Consider the following 15,512-nt stretch of genomic DNA (forward strand, 5'->3'; position numbering starts at 1 on the left):
AGAAGGGCTGCCGCCCGCCGATGGTCGGGTTCAGGATCATTAGAGCACCCTGAAGCGGATCGGGTGAAACCGTGGCCGATCTTCTACAGGTTGGTCAGATTGCCCGGATGATCTGGCGCAGCTGCTCGTTGCGGGCGCCGAGCAACAGTACGTTCTTCATCGCTTCCTTCGGGTCATGGGTGTGGAAGAGGATGCCGTAGTCCCCGACTGACCGGTTGATCTCCAGTCGGTCGCCGCCCTTCGCGGGCGATGTCGCAACGGCGAAGTACATGCGCGAGAATTTAGGGCTGATCGCCTCGAAGAAGCGCTCGCCTTCCCCGATCTCCGCGTAGAAGTTGGCCATGTAGAACGACCACTGGATATCCTCCTGCCGGGCAAGCCGCGTCCTCGAAAGCGTGACGTGGCAATAGCCGAGGTGCGGCATGGCGGCCAGGGTGCGGTGGAAGACGACTTTGGGGAAGCGGATCGTCTTGTGGAAGCCGTTGATGCGCGCATGCGTGAGGTTGCCCGCCGTCTCGAGTTTCTTGCCGGTCTGCTCGGCAACCTCCCGATAGCTCATGTATCGCTTGTCGGTGCGGCTCCAGTCGCCGCGTTTCTCCAGCCGCCCGGTCCGAAGGAAGTCGGTATAGGCGACTGACCGCGCACTTTGCGCCCGCTTGTAGGCGGTAGCGTCGTAGTATCGGTATTTTGGCGTGGGCTGCACGGAGCACTCCGGAAGTTGGCGCATTCGAAGCGGATCATCCGCGCTTATGGTTAACGCCACGCTTACGCGACGGTCTCTGGTGGTTTCTTTGCGAAGCCGGATTGTGGATCGGAAGCAGATATGCGGCGGCGGCGCGGCCCTTCGACAAAGTCTCTGGAGCCCGGCTCGCGAGACGCATCACCGGATGCGCGCGGGGGCTTGCGCGGCCGGCGTCACTGCTTCGATCATCGGCGACGCCCCGCCGTCCGCCGATGATGCCGTCATGGCGGAGATCGCACCACGATCTCTGCTTTGCACCCTGGCGCTTGCGGCGGCGGCGACACCTGCAATCGCTTCTGCCGCGATCTTGGCGGGCATCGATCTGGGTTCTTCGTCGGCGGCTCCACGGCTGACCGAGGCCGTGAAGATCTCGTCGACCGCAATTTCGTCATCGCCGTCAAATGGCTTCTCCGGCAAAAGTGCGCCGAAAGCCCAGATCTTCGCCAGCGCGGCACGGTCCATCGCCGCGACATTGACGTCGATGTCGACGAGAGCTCCCTTGATGCGATACGGGCAGCGCCGCTTGTTGCAGTTGGCGGCGGCGGAGAATTGCCAGAGCGCGTAGCCGTCCCAGTTGCCGAGCGGGAAGACGTTGCGGATGGCGGGCTTGTAGCGGGCATACCAGAGCGGCAGCCGTGCGAGGATACGATACTTGCTGCGGTTGGCGGCGATGTGGCGGGCTGTCGAGTGGTTGGTGTAGAGCACCGGATAGCGTCCGGTGCGCGTCTTGATGTGGCCGGCGAACACCTGGGCGTCCTCAAGCGACATGAACTGTTTCGGGTCGAGCCCCTCTATGTCGAGCACCATCAGCTCGTCGGGCTGCGGCTTGGCGTAGTCGAGGAAATGGTTCGCCTGGTCGATCGGATTGCCCGGCCGGGCCAGGTGGTAGGCGCCCCAAAGCAGGCCATGCGCCCGGGCGAGCAGCCGCCGCGTCTCGTAGAGCTCGCGGCTGACCGCATATTTGCGCCACATGGTCTTGCAGTGCGCGACCGTATCGCCGTCGTGTTCACCCTTGCAGTCGAAGCTCTCCGGCAGGCCGTCCGACGCCTTGGAGATGAAGCCGGCGATCCGCTCGTCGGTCAGCATCAGCGGCCAGTCGATCTCGTTCAACTCGTAGGCATCGACGATGATGGCGTTGTCGCGGTCCTTCCAAGGCTCCAGGTCCGTCGCGGCCACCTTGCCGGGTGCAACCAGGAGAAGGGCGCCTGCCGCCAGCGCGGACATTCTCTTCATCCTCGCCATGCTTTTCCCCCTGCGTGCGCCCCTCCGCCCCGGATGGTGCTTTCGGTATGGTAAGCAAGACGTTAACAACTGCTCTTCGACACGCATGTGCGGCGTATCGACTGGCTGGAACATGCTGTCATGCAGAGGCGCTGGCCGGTCGGCGCGCCGATTAATCAAATCCGTATCGACCCGAGGCTGTAGAGCCTCTGGTGCTTTTGAGACGCACTTTCGCCGACCGTCCCGCGCAAATGGAGGCTTCGGGCTCTCGCGCCACATTCTATGCATGTAAGAAATGACTAATGTACACGTCCCGGCGGCGTTTGGAAGCGCAAACCGAGCCTGGAAAGGCGTGCCGTCCGGTCCGCAGGGATTGTTCGGCGTTTACGTAAGGACAAATAACGTCCCCCGCATTGCGCCGGAAGCGTTCGACGGTCATGCTCGCGGGCGTCTGCATCCGCAGCTTCGGGGAGGACCGCCATGTACAAGGCTCCGGTGGAGGAGATCGCTTTCACGCTGCGCCACGTGGCCGGGTTAAGCGCGGCGCTGTCGGAGGGCCGTTTCGGCGATCTCTCCGACGACGTGGTGGATGCGGTTCTCGCCGAAGCCGGTCGCTTTGCGGGCGAGGCGATCGCGCCACTGGCCGATGTCGGCGATCGGCAGGGCGTCACTCTGAAGGATGCGCAGGTGACGATGCCGGAGGGCTGGCCGGCGCTCTACCGGGCCTGGATGCAAGGCGGCTGGAACGCCCTGGCGGCTGCGCCGGAGTTCGGCGGGCAGGGGCTGCCGCACATGCTGCAGGTCGCGACGATGGAGATGTGGAACGGCGGCTCGATGGCCTTTGCGATCGGCCCGACGCTGACGATCGGCGCGGTGGAAGCCCTTTCGGCGCATGGTTCGGACGCCTTGAAGCGGACCTACCTGCCGAACATGGTCTCCGGCGAATGGATGGGTTCGATGAACCTCACCGAGCCGCACGCCGGCTCCGACCTCGGCGCGCTGAAGACCCGCGCCGAGCGGCGCGACGACGGCACCTACCGCCTCTTCGGCCAGAAGATCTTCATCACCTACGGCGAGCACGATCTCACCGAGAACATCGTCCACCTCGTGCTGGCCCGCCTGCCGGACGCACCGCCCGGAACGCGCGGCATTTCCCTGTTCCTGGTGCCGAAGTTTCTCGTCAACGCCGACGGCTCGCTCGGCGGGCGCAACGACGTCCACTGCCATTCGATCGAGCGCAAGCTCGGCATCCATGCCTCGCCCACCTGCACGATGATCTATGGCGACGGCCGTTTCGGCGACGAGCCCGGCGCCGTCGGCTGGCTGGTCGGGGAGGAGAATAAGGGGCTCGCCTGCATGTTCACGATGATGAACAACGCGCGCCTGGCCGTCGGCATGCAGGGGGTAGCAATCGCCGAGGCGGCGACGCAGAAGGCGATCGCCTATGCCAGGGAGCGCACACAGGGCAGGGCGCCGGGCTGGGAAGGCCCCGGCATGAGCCCGATCATCGAGCACCCGGACGTCGCCCGCATGCTGTTGACCATGAAGGCGCTGACGCAAGGCGCGCGCGCCATCACCTATGCCTGCGCGCACGCGGTCGACATGTCGCAGGTGACTAAAGGCGATGAGGCCCGGCACTGGGGCGAGCGGGCGAGCCTGCTGACGCCGATCGCCAAGAGCTTTGCCACCGACGCCGGCGTCGACGTCGCCTCGCTTGGCGTGCAGGTGCACGGCGGCATGGGCTACATCGAGGAAACCGGCGCCGCGCGCCTCTATCGCGACGCCCGCATCGCGCCGATCTACGAGGGCACCAACGGCATCCAGGCGATCGACCTCGTCACCCGCAAGCTTCCTTTGTCGGACGGACGGCAGGTCAAGTGGCTCATCGCCGAGTTGAAAGGGATTGCCGGTGCGGTGCGCGCCGCGGAAGATTCGGGCTTTGGCGAGACCGCGGCAAGGCTCGGTTCCAGCCTTGCCGATCTCGAAGCAGCCACCGACTGGCTCGGCAGGGCGATGGCGGAGGGCCGGCACGCCGACGCGCTGGCGGGCGCCACGCCCTATCAGCGGCTGTTCGGCCTGGCCCTGACCGGCGCCTATCTGGCCAAGGCTGCATTGGCGGACGCCGGCGACGGCCGCAAGGCGGAGCGCACCGCGCTGTGCCGCTTCGCTGCGGAAAACCTCATGGCCGAGACAGCAGCATTGAAGGACCGGGTGATAAACGGCGCCGCCAGCCTTGCGGCGGCGCGCGCGGTGCTGGGATAGGCGCCTTTAAGCGGCAGGCATGCAGCCGGCGCTCGTCCCAGGCGCCGACCTCCCTTAAGGGCGGAAGGCCGGACCGATGCGGCAAGTTTCCTTCTCCCGCTTGCGAGGAGAAGGGGCGGCAGCCAAATGAGGGTGTCGCTCGCCCGAAGGAAAGTGTGCGTCGATTGCGCCTGCCAGGAGAGGAACCAGATGACCGACCACGTTCTCATCGACCGTCCCGACGACTTGCCGGGTGTGCAGGTGATCCGCCTGAACCGGCCGGAGAAGAAGAACGCCATCACCCGCGCCATGTACGCGGCGATGACGGAGGCGCTGCGATCCGCCGACGTGGACCCGGCGGTCCGGACGACCCTGCTGCTCGGGTCGGAGGGCTGCTTCTCCGCCGGCAACGACATGGCCGATTTCCTGGCCTTCGCGATGGGCGGCATTATGGGAAGGGAGGTGGTCGATTTCCTGCATGCGCTCGCCGCCCACACCAAGCCGCTGGTGTCCGGCGTCGACGGCATGGCGATCGGCATCGGCACCACCATCCATCTTCACTGCGACCTGACCGTCGCCTCGCCGCGCTCGTCCTTCAAGGCGCCCTTCGTCGATCTGGCGCTCGTGCCGGAGGCCGCCTCCAGCCTGATCGCGCCGCGGCTGATGGGCCACCAGCGCGCCTTCGCGCTGCTCGTCGCCGGCGAGGCCTTCTCGGCCGCCGAGGCGCGTGAGGCCGGCCTGATCTGGAAGGTCGTCGAGGCGGTGGAGGCGGAGGCGATGGAACTGGCGCGGCGCCTCGCCGCCAAGCCACCGGAGGCGCTGCGCACCGCGCGCGAGCTCATGCGCGGCAATCGCGAGGAGATCGCCGGCCGCATCGACGAGGAGACGCACCATTTCGCCGTGCGGCTGAGGAGCGCCGAAGCGCGTGCCGCCATCGAGGCCTTCATGGCCAAGACGTAGCCGCCGGCAACTCCTCCGATAGGGGAGGGTCGTCGACGACCTGCATTCGCCAGGCGGACTCGGGCAGACCGAGCAGGGGATGGATGCATGCGCTTAACAGCCCGTCATCCGTCTGCGGTTTGACAAACCGAGCCTGCGGCCCCACCTGCATCCCAAAGCATCGCGTCCAATTGGAGTTCGAGAATTGAGTGTTGCCTTCGTCAAGGAAGAGAGCGCCGAAACGGCTGCGGAAACCTTGCTGCCCGACCGTCCGGTTTCGCCGCACCCCAACCTCGTCACGGAGGCGGGACTGAGGGCCTTGGAGCAGCAGCTGCAACAGGCCCGCGAAGCCTACCAGGCGGCAAGCGCGATCGAAGACGTCAACGAACGGCGGCGACAGGCGGCGGGTCCCTTGCGCGACCTGCGCTATTTTGCCGAAAGGGTGCGGACGGCCCAACTCGTCGCCGACCCGACTTCGACCGAGACGGTTGCGTTCGGGAACACAGTAACGTTCGAGCGCGATGATGGCCGCGTGCAGACCTACCGGATCGTGGGCGAGGACGAAGCCGACCCGAAGGCCGGTTCGATATCCTACGTGTCTCCGGTGGCGCGGGCTCTGATGGGCAGGGCGGTTGGCGATGTCGTCGGCTTCGGCGCACAGGAACTGGAAATCACCGCCATCGCTTAGACGGCAATTTCGCCAGAGCGCCATAATCGCCGGCGGCCGTTCCGGGCCTACTTCTCCAGCGTCGCGACCGCCTCCACGTGCGACGACCAGAGGAACTGGTCGATCGGCGTCACCGCGGTGATGCGATAGCCGCCGGCGACCAGGATCGAAAGGTCGCGGGCGAGCGTCACCGGATTGCAGGAGACCGCGGCGATCTTCTTCACCCCGGAGCGGGCGAGTTCGCGGCACTGCTCCTCCGCGCCGGCGCGCGGCGGGTCGAAGACCACGGCGTCAAACACCTTCAGTTCGGTGGCCATCAGCGGCCGGCGGAACAGGTCGCGCTTTTCCACGCTCACCTGCTTCAGGCCCTGCGCATGACGGGCGGCGTGATCGAGCGCCTTCAGCGCCTTCTCGTCCCCCTCGACCGCATGGGTGCGGGCGATGCTCGCGATCCGCAGCGCAAAGGTGCCGGAGCCGGAGAAGAGGTCGGCGACGCGCTTGGCCTTGCCGATGTGGTCGAGAACCAGCGCCGCCATCGCCTCTTCGGCCTCCTTCGTCGCCTGGGTGAAGCCGCCCGGCGGCGGCGAAACGAGGACGCCGCCAAATGCGATCTGCGGCTTCTGCGGCTCGATCAGGATCTCGCCGTCATGTGAGACGCGGGCGATGCCGCGCAGCGACAGCACGCATTCGGTCACCGCCCGCCGCTGCCTGTCGCCGATTTTTTGGACGCCCTCAAAGGCGAGATCGAGGCCGGAAAGGGTTTCAAGGACGGTGACGCGAAAGCTCTGGCTGTCGGTGGCGAGTGCTGCGGCAATCGCGCGGATCGCCTCGAGCCGCGAGACAATCCCCGGGCTGCCGATCGGGCATTCCTCGATGTCGACGATGTGATGGCTCGACGGCTGGTTGAAGCCGAGCAGCAGCGCCTTTTCGGTGCGGCGCGCGGTGAAGACAAGCCGCTGCCGCTCGCCGGGACGGGCGATGACGAGTGGTGCCACCGTAGGCGTCAGCCCCTTCATCTTCAGCGCCTCGACCACGAGCTCTCGCTTGTAGGCGTGGTACAGTGTGTCGCTGGCATGCTGCAACGAACAGCCGCCGCAGGTTCCGTTCTTGCCATCCGGCCCGAAATGCCGGCACGGCGGCACGACCCGCTCGGGCGAGGCGATGGCGGTCGACATCACCGTGCCGTGGTTCTTCACCCGGGCGATGGCGACGGTCTCGCCGGGCAGGGTGAAGGGCACGTAGAGCGGACCGCCCGGTCCGACGGCAATGCCGTCCCCGCCGCTACCGAGCCGTTCGATGGTGACAGTTTCCGCGCTCATGCTTTCCGTCCTGCGAGAAGATATTCCTGGTTGCCATCGCCGCCGGTGAGCGGCGAGGGGATGATGCCGAGACTGGTCCAGCCGATTTCGTCCGTCAGCCAGCGCTCCAGCGCGGCTGCGATCACCGGGCCCTGCGCAGGATCCTTCAGCAGCCCGCCCTTGCCGATCGCCTCGCGGCCGGCCTCGAACTGCGGCTTGACCAGCAGCACGCAGAAGGCGCCGGGTGCGGCCAATGACAGCGCCGGCGGCAGCGCCAGCTTCAGCGAGATGAACGACACGTCGGAGACGACACAGCCGATTGTGCGCCCACCGAGATCAGCTGCCGAGAGAACGCGGGCATTCAATCCCTCCAGATTGGTAACGCGCGCGTCCTGGGCGATCTTCGCATGCATCTGGTCGTGGCCGACGTCGACGGCCACGACATGAGCTGCGCCGCGTTCGAGCAACACCTCGGTAAAGCCGCCGGTGGAGGCGCCGATGTCGAGGCAGTCGAGCCCTTCCGGATCGAGCCGGAAATGGTCGAGGGCCGCCACCAGCTTGAGGGCGGCGCGCGAGACATAGCCGCGCGCCGGATCGTCAAGCTCGATCGCCGCATCCGCGCCAAAGGTGGCCCCGGCCTTGGTCACGACCCTGCCGTTGACACTCACGGTGCCACGGCCGATTGCGTCACGGGCGCGCGAGCGGCTGTCGAACAGGCCGCGGGCGACGAGCAACTGGTCGAGGCGCTGCGAAAGGGCGGGTTTGTCGGTCATCGCCTCTCTTGGCGCGTCGCGGTCCCCGAGGCAAGCCCTGTCGCCACGGCGAACGCATATGGACCGCCGCGGCGGTGGCGAGTGCTATCTTCTCCCCAGCGGGGAGAAGTGCCGATCGGATGCGAGGCGATGAGGGGGCTTGGGGCAGGCCTTTGGCGCTTCCGGCCCCCCTCATCCGGCCCTCCGGGCCACCTTCTCCCCCTGGGGAGAAGAGGGTGGCAATCGATGACCTCGTCACCAACCGAAGGGCGATTCCCGTGGCCCCGGTGTCGCCGGTCGGCAGCGCGTGAAACCTAGCCCGCGGCGCCGACGCCGATTTGCTTCTGGCCGAGCGCCTTGAACACGGTCGCGACAATGCCAGCGCGGTCGAGGCCCGCCTTGGCATACATCGCCTCGGGCTTGGCCTGCTCCATCCAGATGTCGGGCAGCACCAGCGGCCGCACCTTCAGGCCGGTCTCAAGCAGGCCCTCAAGGGCGAGGAACTGCAGGACATGGCTGCCGAAGCCGCCGATCGCCCCTTCCTCGATGGTCACCAGCACCTCGTGATGGCGGGCGAGCTGGCGGATCAGGTCGTGGTCGAGCGGCTTGGCGAACCGCGCATCGGCGACGGTCGTGGGAAGCCCGGCGGCGTCGAGATCCTCGGCGGCGAGCAGGCAGTCGGCAAGGCGTGTACCGAACGACAGCAGCGCCACCTTGGAGCCCTGCTTGACGACGCGGCCCTTGCCGATCTGGAGAATTTCGCCGCGGACCGGCATGTCGACGCCGACACCCTCGCCGCGCGGATAGCGAAACGAGATCGGGCCGTCGTCGTAGGCGGCGGCGGTGCGCACCATATGCTTCAGCTCCGCCTCGTCCGCGGCCGCCATGACCACGAAGCCGGGCAGGGTGGCGAGATAGGTGGTGTCGAACGACCCGGCATGGGTGGGCCCGTCAGCGCCGACGAAGCCGGCGCGGTCGATCGGGAAGCGCACCGGCAGGCCCTGGATCGCGACATCGTGCACGACCTGGTCATAGGCGCGCTGCAGGAAGGTCGAATAGAGGGCCGCAAACGGCTTGTAGCCCTCGGCGGCGAGGCCGGCGGCAAAGGTGACGGCATGCTGCTCGGCGATGCCGACGTCGAAGAGGCGGGCCGGATAGATGTCGCCGAACTTGTCGAGGCCGGTGCCGTTCGGCATGGCGGCAGTGATGCCTACGATCTTGTCGTCCTCCGCCGCTTCCTGGATCAGCGCCTCGGCGAACACCGAGGTGTAGGAGGGGGCGTTCGGCTTCACCTTCGCCTGCGCGCCGGTGATGACGTCGAAGCGGTTGACGCCGTGGTACTTGTCGGCGGCGGCTTCGGCCGGCGCATAGCCCTTGCCCTTCTGGGTCACGACGTGGATCAGCACCGGACCGAGGGCATGGTCGCGCACGTTGCGCAGCACCGGCAGCAGGTGATCGAACGAATGGCCGTCGATCGGGCCGATATGGTAGAAGCCCATCTCCTCGAACAGGGTACCGCCGGTGACGTAGCCGCGCGCGTGCTCGACGGCGCGGGTGATCGCCCGGTCGACCGATTTGCCGAGATAGGCGGTCAGCTTCTTGCCGAGCTCGCGCATGCCCATGTAGGTCCGCCCCGAGGCGAGCCGGGCCAGGTAGGCGCTCATGGCGCCGGTCGGCGGCGCGATCGACATGTCGTTGTCGTTGAGGATGACGATCAGGCGGGCGTCGAGCGCGCCGGCATTGTTCATCGCCTCGTAGGCCATGCCGGCCGACATGGCGCCGTCGCCGATCACGGCGATGACGTTGCGATCGGTGCCGGACAGCCCGGAGGCGACCGCCATGCCGAGACCCGCCGAGATCGAGGTCGAGGAATGCGCCGCGCCGAACGGGTCGTATTCGCTTTCCGCCCGTCGGGTGAAACCGGACAGGCCGTTCTCCTGTCGCAGCGTGCGGATCCGGTCGCGACGCCCGGTCAGGATCTTGTGCGGATAACACTGGTGCCCGACATCGAAGATCAGCCGGTCGTGCGGCGTGTCAAACACCTTGTGGATGGCGATGGTGAGTTCGACGACGCCGAGGCCGGCGCCGAGGTGGCCGCCGGTCACCGATACGGCGTCGATCATCTCGCTGCGCAATTCGGCGGCGAGTTGCGGCAGGTCGCGATCTTCCACGTGCTTCAGATCTGCCGGGATGTTTACCCGGTTGAGCAGGGGGGTGGCTGGCAATTGTTTCACTCTTGAAGCCCTGTTGCGGATCGCCGGCCGGCCGCGTCTCTTTGGGGGCCTTGCCGACGGTCCTGTTCTTCTTGTCTTCGCCGAACGCGGCGGCGTTTGCAACCTTGGCGCCAGATTAGATGCTATTTCCGGACAAGGAAACCGCATCGCGCGACGCATTGCCGCTTCCTGCCGCGACAAGACGGCATTGTCGGGGCAGGCCCGTTGTTATCTGTCCGGTAGCGGAATGAATTCTTCCTCGTCGCCCGGCACGATGTCGAAGCGGCCGCTGCGCCACTCTTCCTTGGCCTGCTCGATCCGCTCCTTCGAGGAGGAGACGAAGTTCCACCAGATATGGCGCTGTGAGCCGAGCGCCGCGCCGCCGAACAGCGAGAGGTGACAGCCCTCCGCGCCCGCCTTCAGCGTGATGGCGTCGCCGGGGCGGAACACCAGCAGCCGGTCGGCCTCGAAGCGATCGCCGGCAACGTCCAGTTCGCCCGATAGCACGTAGACCGCGCGCTCCTCCCAGTCTGCCGCGAGCGGCGCGCTTGCGCCCGGCGCAAGCATCAGGTCGGTGTAGAGCGTGTCGGTCGGCACCTTCACCGGCGAGCGATGGCCTTCGTAGTGGCCGAGAATGACCCGCCCCTTGATGCCGTCGGCGGCAAAAGCCGGCAGTTCCTCACGGGTCGTGTGGACGAAGGCGGGATCGATCTCTTCCTGGCCGTCCGGAAGCGCCAGCCAGGTCTGAAGCCCGGAAAGGCTGTGCGGATGGCCGCGCGCGTTCTCCGGCGAGCGCTCCGAATGCACGATGCCGCGGCCGGCGGTCATCAGGTTGAGATCACCCGGACGGATGACCATTTCCGTTCCCAGGCTGTCGCGGTGCTTGATCTCGCCGTCGAAGAGGTAGGTGACGGTGGAAAGGCCGATATGCGGATGCGGCCGCACGTCGATCGCCTGGCCCGCCCGGAAGAGAGCCGGCCCCATCCGGTCGAAGAAGATGAAGGGTCCGACCAGACGCCGCTTCGCCGTCGGCAGCGCCCGGCGAACCTCGAAGCCACCGAGATCGCTGGTGCGCGGAATGATCAGGTGTTCCAGCGCATCGCAGGCGGCCGAATCGCCTGCAACCGGGTCCGGCCCGGGGAAAAAGCTCATGGGCTTGCTCCTTTGTCTCTGTCAGCTAGGCAGTGAACAGGAGGCGGGATCGCCTGGCAAGGCCCGGGGTCGGGGAACACTCCGTTCAACGCTGCGGTGCTGCCGCCTGCTGGTCGAACGTCTTCTGGGCAGCCTCGATTTCCTCGCTGTTTTCCCGCACCCATTCGACGAGTTCCGTCACCGGCTTCAGCAGCCGGAAGCCGAGTGGCGTCAGCTCATAATCGACGCGCGGCGGGATTGTCGCGAACATGGTGCGCGTGACCAGCCCGTCGCGCTCCAGATGGCGCAGCGTCAGCGTCAGCATGCGCTGCGAGATGCCCTCCACCCGCTTCTTCAGTTCGTTGAAGCGCAACGGGCCTTCGGTCAGCGTCTCGATCACCGAGAGTGACCACTTGTCGCCGAGCCGGACCAGGAATTCGCGGTCCGCGCCATCGATGACACGGCGGCGTTCGGGGGAATGATGATAGTTCAACATGCAATGCCTTCGGATACGTCTGGGCAATTCGGCGGGAGCGGTCGAGAGAGTTTCAGGTCGGGAGGAAACCTGAATGCTGCTTGCCATTGTTCGACATTTCTCTCTGCCACTGTGCGTTTGCCGATTTGCTATTGATGCGTGCGGCCGACCGGCCAGCTGCATCCACATAAAGCGCACCCATTTAATGAGGTGGCTCCATATGTGTCTACATGCTCCGCCGGGTACGGAAAGACAATCCCAAAAAATTGCCCTGCAGCCGCAATCCCTAGCTCTTGGGTCAACTGCGGGCGCCTGGAACCATCGACCAACTCGATACTGATACTATGTCACGATCATATGACTGAGGGGCGTGAGTTTTCACCGCACGCCGCGCAAGCCCCATAGGGTCCGGCACTGCGTCGCCTGCGGATGCCGGTGTTTGCCGACACGCCTGAGCGCCAAAGCGTCTTCCACTCAGGTCGGAAAGCCCGAAGCGTCGCACAGTTCAGGTTCGCCCCGGCGCAACAGGCTAGTGTCGACGCAGGTGGTCTCAGCCGTTGTCGAGCGGTTCGACGCCTTGCGGGTTGCCGGCGCGGTCGAGGCGGATCTTCTCGATGCGGTTCTCAGCGGCGTTCAGCAGGCGTTCGCAGTGCTTCTTGAGCGCTTCGCCGCGCTCGTAGATCTCGATCGACTTGTCGAGCGCCACATCGCCCCGTTCCAGCGCGGCGACGATCTTCTCGAGCTCCTCGACGGCCTGCTCGAAGGACAGAGCGGAGACATCGGCGGTTGGTGTCGTCGTGGTCATGGTCAGCCTCTCATCAGCCGGTGGATATGGGTGGCGGCCGATTCGGCCAGCCCCTGCAGGTCGTAGCCGCCTTCGAGCACGCTGACCACCCGGTTGGACGCGCAGCGGTCGGCGATCTCCATCAGCTTGGCCGTCGCCCAGTCGAAGTCGTCGGCGACTAGGTGCAACTGCGCCAGCGGGTCGCGGTGATGGGCGTCGAAGCCAGCCGATATGATGATCAGGTCCGGCCGGAAGTCGGCGACGCGAGGCAGCACGCGGCTCTTGAACGCCTCCCGGAAATGGTCGCTGCCGGTCTCGGGGGACAGCGGCGCGTTGACGACGTTTCCGGCGCCGGTCTCTTCCTTGGCGCCGGTGCCGGGATAGAGCGGCATCTGGTGGGTCGAGCAGAACAGCACCGACGGATCGTCCCAGAAGATGTCCTGGGTGCCGTTGCCGTGGTGGACGTCCCAGTCGACGATCGCGACGCGTTCGGCCCCATGCGCCCGCTGCGCGTGGCGGGCGGCGATCGCTGCATTGTTGAAGAAGCAGAAGCCCATCGCCCGCGCCTGCTCGGCATGATGGCCGGGCGGCCGTGCCGCGACGAAGACGTTGTCCGCCTCGCCGGAGAACACGGCGTCGACCGCCGCGACAGCGCCGCCGACGCCGGTGAGTGCGGCGTCAAGGCTGGCGGGGCTGGCATAGGTATCCGCCTCGAAGCGGCTGACACCTTCCTCGGGAATGCCATCGATCACACCGCGCAGATGGTCGTCACGATGCACGAGCAGGACGAAATCCTCAGCCGCGCGCTCCGCCTTGCGGCGTACCAACGGGTAGAACCGCTCGTGCTCGAGGGCGAGGTTCAGCGCCCGCAACCGGTCGGCTCGCTCGGGATGGCCTTCCGGAGGCTGGTGGTCGAGGAAGACCGGGCTTTCGAACAGGATCGTCGTCATGGCGCGAGGCTATCGTCTGTCCGGGACATGGTCCACGGAAAATGGGCAGGCGCCCGATGCTTTTCAACAAACCGGCTGGCCGCAAAGGCGACGTTCGATCCCGGCTTGCGGCGCTCTACGTGCGCGCCGGCAGCAGCGGGTAGCCGGCGAGCACGGCCCGGCCCGCCAGCGCCGCGGCGACGGCCTTGATGAGGTCGCCGGGAATGAACACCAGCGAGGCGAGCGTCGTCTCCACGAAGGCCTTGCCGCTCATGTAGGAGAGCCAAGCGATGCCGAGGAGATAGACGACGCCGATGCCGCCGACGGCGGCAGCGAGGAAGAAGCCCAAATATTGCTGCAGTTGCGGCTGCCCTTCCCGAACGAGGCGTTCGGCGATCAGTCCGGTGACCAAGGCGCCGGCGACCCAGCCGACGAGATAACCCGCCGTCGGGCCGGCGAAGACGGCCAGACCGCCGCGGCCGCCGGAAAGCACCGGCAGCCCGATCGCCACCAGCAGCACGACCAGCAGGCATGCCGAAGCACCGCGCCTGGCGCCGAGAGTGCAGCCGGCCAGCATGACGCCGAGCGACTGGGCGGTGATCGGCACCGGGATGAAGCCGAGCGTGATCGGCGGCAGCATGCCGAGTACGACGATGATGGCGGCAAACAGGGCGACGAGGACGAGATCTCTGGTGGACATGAAACTTTCCGGCTTGGCTGGAGCGCATTGCGCGTATTTGCGGACACGCCGCGTGCTGACGGGCGGTTATTACCGCCGGAAGCCGCGGGCGTCAATCGCTAGGGCGATCGTGTCGGCGTCCCTCAGCGTCAGGATGACGAGCGGCACCAGCACGCCCAGCGGGCGCACCGGCAGGCCGCGGGCGCGATGGGCCTCGCGGATGTCGGCATAACGGGCGAGGATCTCCGGAGCGAAGCGCAGCACCAGCCCGACGGCAAGGCTGACGTCGGCGGCGCGCACGAGGCCGAAGCGTTCCAGCGGGCGCAGCATCAGGGTGATCTCGTCCATGAAGGCCGATATCGTCGTGGTCGCCGTCACGGCGGCGGCCAAAAGCACCAGCGCGCTCAGCCGGAACAGCACGGCCAAAGCGTCGGCCGCCGAGTGGAAGAGATAGTTTGCCGCGGCGACGAGCAGCACGGTGATGAGCACGAAGCGGACGCGGCGGATCGCCTCGCGCGGCGCGATGCCGGTCGAGGCGTAAAGGCCGGCGGCGACGATCGCGGCGGCGCCCAGCAGAAAGGGGCTGGAGACGAGGAACAGTCCCACCGCCGCGACGAACAGCCCCACGAGCTTGGCCCGCGCCGGCGCCCGGTGCAGCGGCGTGTCGCCCTCGATGTCGAGGCCGGTCAGCATGCCGCGATCTCCCGGTAGATGCGGATGGCGTCGGCGGGTGTCCCGTCGGCTGCGATCCGGCCTTCATGGAAGAGCAGCACCCGATCGAAGCCGTCGAGCAGCGGCAGGTCGTGCGTGATCACGATCGCCTGTTCCGGCAGTGCTGCGATCGTCTGTTCGATCAGGCTGCGGTTCTTCAGGTCGAGCTGGTTGGTCGGCTCGTCGAGGATCAGGATGTCGGGCCGGGTCACCAGCACACTTGCGATTGCCGCGAGTTGCGTCTCGCCGCCGGAAAGCTCGTGGATCCGCCGTTTCGCAAGGTGCGCGATTGCGAAGCGCTCCAGCACCGCCTCGGTCCGCTGCGCGACCTCCTCCTTCGACAGCCCGCGATTTTTCAAGCCGAAGGCGATGTCCTCGGCAAGGACGGGCAGGATCATCTGGTGCTGCGGGTTCTGGAAGATGAATCCGGCACGGCCGCGCGCCGCCTCCTCGTCCGTCACCGTGTCGAGACCGCCGATCGTCACCCGGCCGGCGGTCGGGCGCACCAGGGCGTTGATCATCCGCGCAAAGGTCGTCTTGCCGGAGCCGTTGAGGCCGATGATGCCGATGCGGCGTTCGGTGAGGGCCACCGAGACCGGATGGATCGCCTGCCGGCCGGCGAAGCTGACCGAAGCGTCGCTGAATACGATGTCCAAGGGGGCACTCCCGAGCCGGTCATTGTGCGCGCCTACTATAGCCAGTTCACGCTGGGAAGGAAACCGGGTTGGAA

Annotated in this window: 15 protein-coding genes; 3 read left to right on the top strand and 12 right to left on the bottom strand. The window is 66.6% G+C overall.

What is annotated here, in order from left to right:
* Positions 1-94: 94 nt before the first annotated feature.
* Together C7449_RS00545 and C7449_RS00550 are read right to left on the bottom strand one after the other, a co-directional pair.
* Entirely contained in the window at positions 95-703 is a 609-nt protein-coding gene (locus C7449_RS00545; protein ID WP_245414250.1) for a DUF6656 family protein, read from the bottom strand.
* Between the two features lie 177 nt (positions 704-880).
* Positions 881-1,966 carry a glycoside hydrolase family 25 protein gene (locus C7449_RS00550; RefSeq protein ID WP_108000839.1) on the bottom strand — a complete coding sequence of 362 codons (1,086 nt, stop codon included), beginning with the start codon at positions 1,964-1,966 and terminating at the stop codon, positions 881-883.
* 477 nt (positions 1,967-2,443) lie between these two features.
* Between C7449_RS00550 and C7449_RS00555 the strand changes: the two genes are divergently transcribed.
* The 3 genes from C7449_RS00555 to greA all read left to right on the top strand — a co-directional run bounded on the left by C7449_RS00555 (position 2,444) and on the right by greA (position 5,831).
* Positions 2,444-4,225 (top strand): acyl-CoA dehydrogenase, encoded by a 1,782-nt coding sequence (locus C7449_RS00555; RefSeq protein WP_108000840.1) that lies wholly within the window; start codon positions 2,444-2,446, stop codon positions 4,223-4,225.
* A gap of 189 nt (positions 4,226-4,414) precedes the next feature.
* Positions 4,415-5,164: a crotonase/enoyl-CoA hydratase family protein gene (locus tag C7449_RS00560; protein ID WP_108000841.1), complete on the top strand. Its 750-nt coding sequence runs from the start codon at positions 4,415-4,417 to the stop codon at positions 5,162-5,164.
* Positions 5,165-5,348: 184 nt separating this feature from the next.
* Positions 5,349-5,831: a transcription elongation factor GreA gene (gene greA / locus C7449_RS00565; protein WP_108000842.1), complete on the top strand. Its 483-nt coding sequence runs from the start codon at positions 5,349-5,351 to the stop codon at positions 5,829-5,831.
* Positions 5,832-5,878: 47 nt separating this feature from the next.
* On the opposite strand, the gene C7449_RS00570 is transcribed toward greA, so the two are convergent.
* The 10 genes from C7449_RS00570 to C7449_RS00615 all read right to left on the bottom strand — a co-directional run bounded on the left by C7449_RS00570 (position 5,879) and on the right by C7449_RS00615 (position 15,438).
* The gene (locus C7449_RS00570; RefSeq protein ID WP_108000843.1) at positions 5,879-7,129 is read right to left on the bottom strand and encodes a class I SAM-dependent RNA methyltransferase; all 1,251 of its coding nucleotides are present in this window, start codon (positions 7,127-7,129) and stop codon (positions 5,879-5,881) included.
* Entirely contained in the window at positions 7,126-7,881 is a 756-nt protein-coding gene (locus C7449_RS00575) for a TlyA family RNA methyltransferase (RefSeq protein WP_108000844.1), read from the bottom strand. The genes C7449_RS00570 and C7449_RS00575 overlap by 4 nt, the downstream gene beginning before the upstream one ends.
* A gap of 293 nt (positions 7,882-8,174) precedes the next feature.
* The gene (gene dxs, locus C7449_RS00580; RefSeq protein ID WP_170115749.1) at positions 8,175-10,094 is read right to left on the bottom strand and encodes a 1-deoxy-D-xylulose-5-phosphate synthase; all 1,920 of its coding nucleotides are present in this window, start codon (positions 10,092-10,094) and stop codon (positions 8,175-8,177) included.
* A gap of 207 nt (positions 10,095-10,301) precedes the next feature.
* A complete protein-coding gene (locus tag C7449_RS00585) occupies positions 10,302-11,225 on the bottom strand; it encodes a pirin family protein (protein ID WP_108000846.1) in 924 nt (307 codons plus the stop codon).
* Between the two features lie 85 nt (positions 11,226-11,310).
* A complete protein-coding gene (locus C7449_RS00590) occupies positions 11,311-11,700 on the bottom strand; it encodes a winged helix-turn-helix transcriptional regulator (RefSeq protein ID WP_108000847.1) in 390 nt (129 codons plus the stop codon).
* A gap of 529 nt (positions 11,701-12,229) precedes the next feature.
* Positions 12,230-12,484, bottom strand: a complete 255-nt coding sequence (locus tag C7449_RS00595) for an exodeoxyribonuclease VII small subunit (RefSeq protein ID WP_108000848.1) — start codon at positions 12,482-12,484, stop codon at positions 12,230-12,232.
* Positions 12,485-12,486: 2 nt separating this feature from the next.
* The gene (locus tag C7449_RS00600) at positions 12,487-13,413 is read right to left on the bottom strand and encodes a histone deacetylase family protein (RefSeq protein WP_108000849.1); all 927 of its coding nucleotides are present in this window, start codon (positions 13,411-13,413) and stop codon (positions 12,487-12,489) included.
* A gap of 115 nt (positions 13,414-13,528) precedes the next feature.
* Positions 13,529-14,092 carry a biotin transporter BioY gene (locus tag C7449_RS00605; protein ID WP_108000850.1) on the bottom strand — a complete coding sequence of 188 codons (564 nt, stop codon included), beginning with the start codon at positions 14,090-14,092 and terminating at the stop codon, positions 13,529-13,531.
* 69 nt (positions 14,093-14,161) lie between these two features.
* The gene (locus C7449_RS00610; protein WP_108000851.1) at positions 14,162-14,764 is read right to left on the bottom strand and encodes an energy-coupling factor transporter transmembrane component T family protein; all 603 of its coding nucleotides are present in this window, start codon (positions 14,762-14,764) and stop codon (positions 14,162-14,164) included.
* Complete coding sequence (locus C7449_RS00615; RefSeq protein WP_108000852.1) at positions 14,758-15,438, bottom strand: energy-coupling factor ABC transporter ATP-binding protein; 681 nt, start codon at positions 15,436-15,438, stop codon at positions 14,758-14,760. The genes C7449_RS00610 and C7449_RS00615 overlap by 7 nt, the downstream gene beginning before the upstream one ends.
* Positions 15,439-15,512 lie beyond the last annotated feature (74 nt).

The organism is Mycoplana dimorpha, assembly GCF_003046475.1.
GTDB lineage: Bacteria > Pseudomonadota > Alphaproteobacteria > Rhizobiales > Rhizobiaceae > Mycoplana > Mycoplana dimorpha.

Bases quoted from the DNA above. Each gene is read 5' to 3' on its own strand.
- C7449_RS00600 (WP_108000849.1), bottom strand. From the start codon at position 13,413: ATGACGACGATCCTGTTCGAAAGCCCGGTCTTCCTCGACCACCAGCCT.
- C7449_RS00610 (WP_108000851.1), bottom strand. From the start codon at position 14,764: ATGCTGACCGGCCTCGACATCGAGGGCGACACGCCGCTGCACCGGGCG.
- C7449_RS00570 (WP_108000843.1), bottom strand. From the start codon at position 7,129: ATGAGCGCGGAAACTGTCACCATCGAACGGCTCGGTAGCGGCGGGGAC.
- C7449_RS00595 (WP_108000848.1), bottom strand. From the start codon at position 12,484: ATGACCACGACGACACCAACCGCCGATGTCTCCGCTCTGTCCTTCGAG.
- C7449_RS00585 (WP_108000846.1), bottom strand. From the start codon at position 11,225: ATGAGCTTTTTCCCCGGGCCGGACCCGGTTGCAGGCGATTCGGCCGCC.
- C7449_RS00590 (WP_108000847.1), bottom strand. From the start codon at position 11,700: ATGTTGAACTATCATCATTCCCCCGAACGCCGCCGTGTCATCGATGGC.
- C7449_RS00550 (WP_108000839.1), bottom strand. From the start codon at position 1,966: ATGTCCGCGCTGGCGGCAGGCGCCCTTCTCCTGGTTGCACCCGGCAAG.
- C7449_RS00575 (WP_108000844.1), bottom strand. From the start codon at position 7,881: ATGACCGACAAACCCGCCCTTTCGCAGCGCCTCGACCAGTTGCTCGTC.
- C7449_RS00555 (WP_108000840.1), top strand. From the start codon at position 2,444: ATGTACAAGGCTCCGGTGGAGGAGATCGCTTTCACGCTGCGCCACGTG.
- C7449_RS00605 (WP_108000850.1), bottom strand. From the start codon at position 14,092: ATGTCCACCAGAGATCTCGTCCTCGTCGCCCTGTTTGCCGCCATCATC.
- C7449_RS00560 (WP_108000841.1), top strand. From the start codon at position 4,415: ATGACCGACCACGTTCTCATCGACCGTCCCGACGACTTGCCGGGTGTG.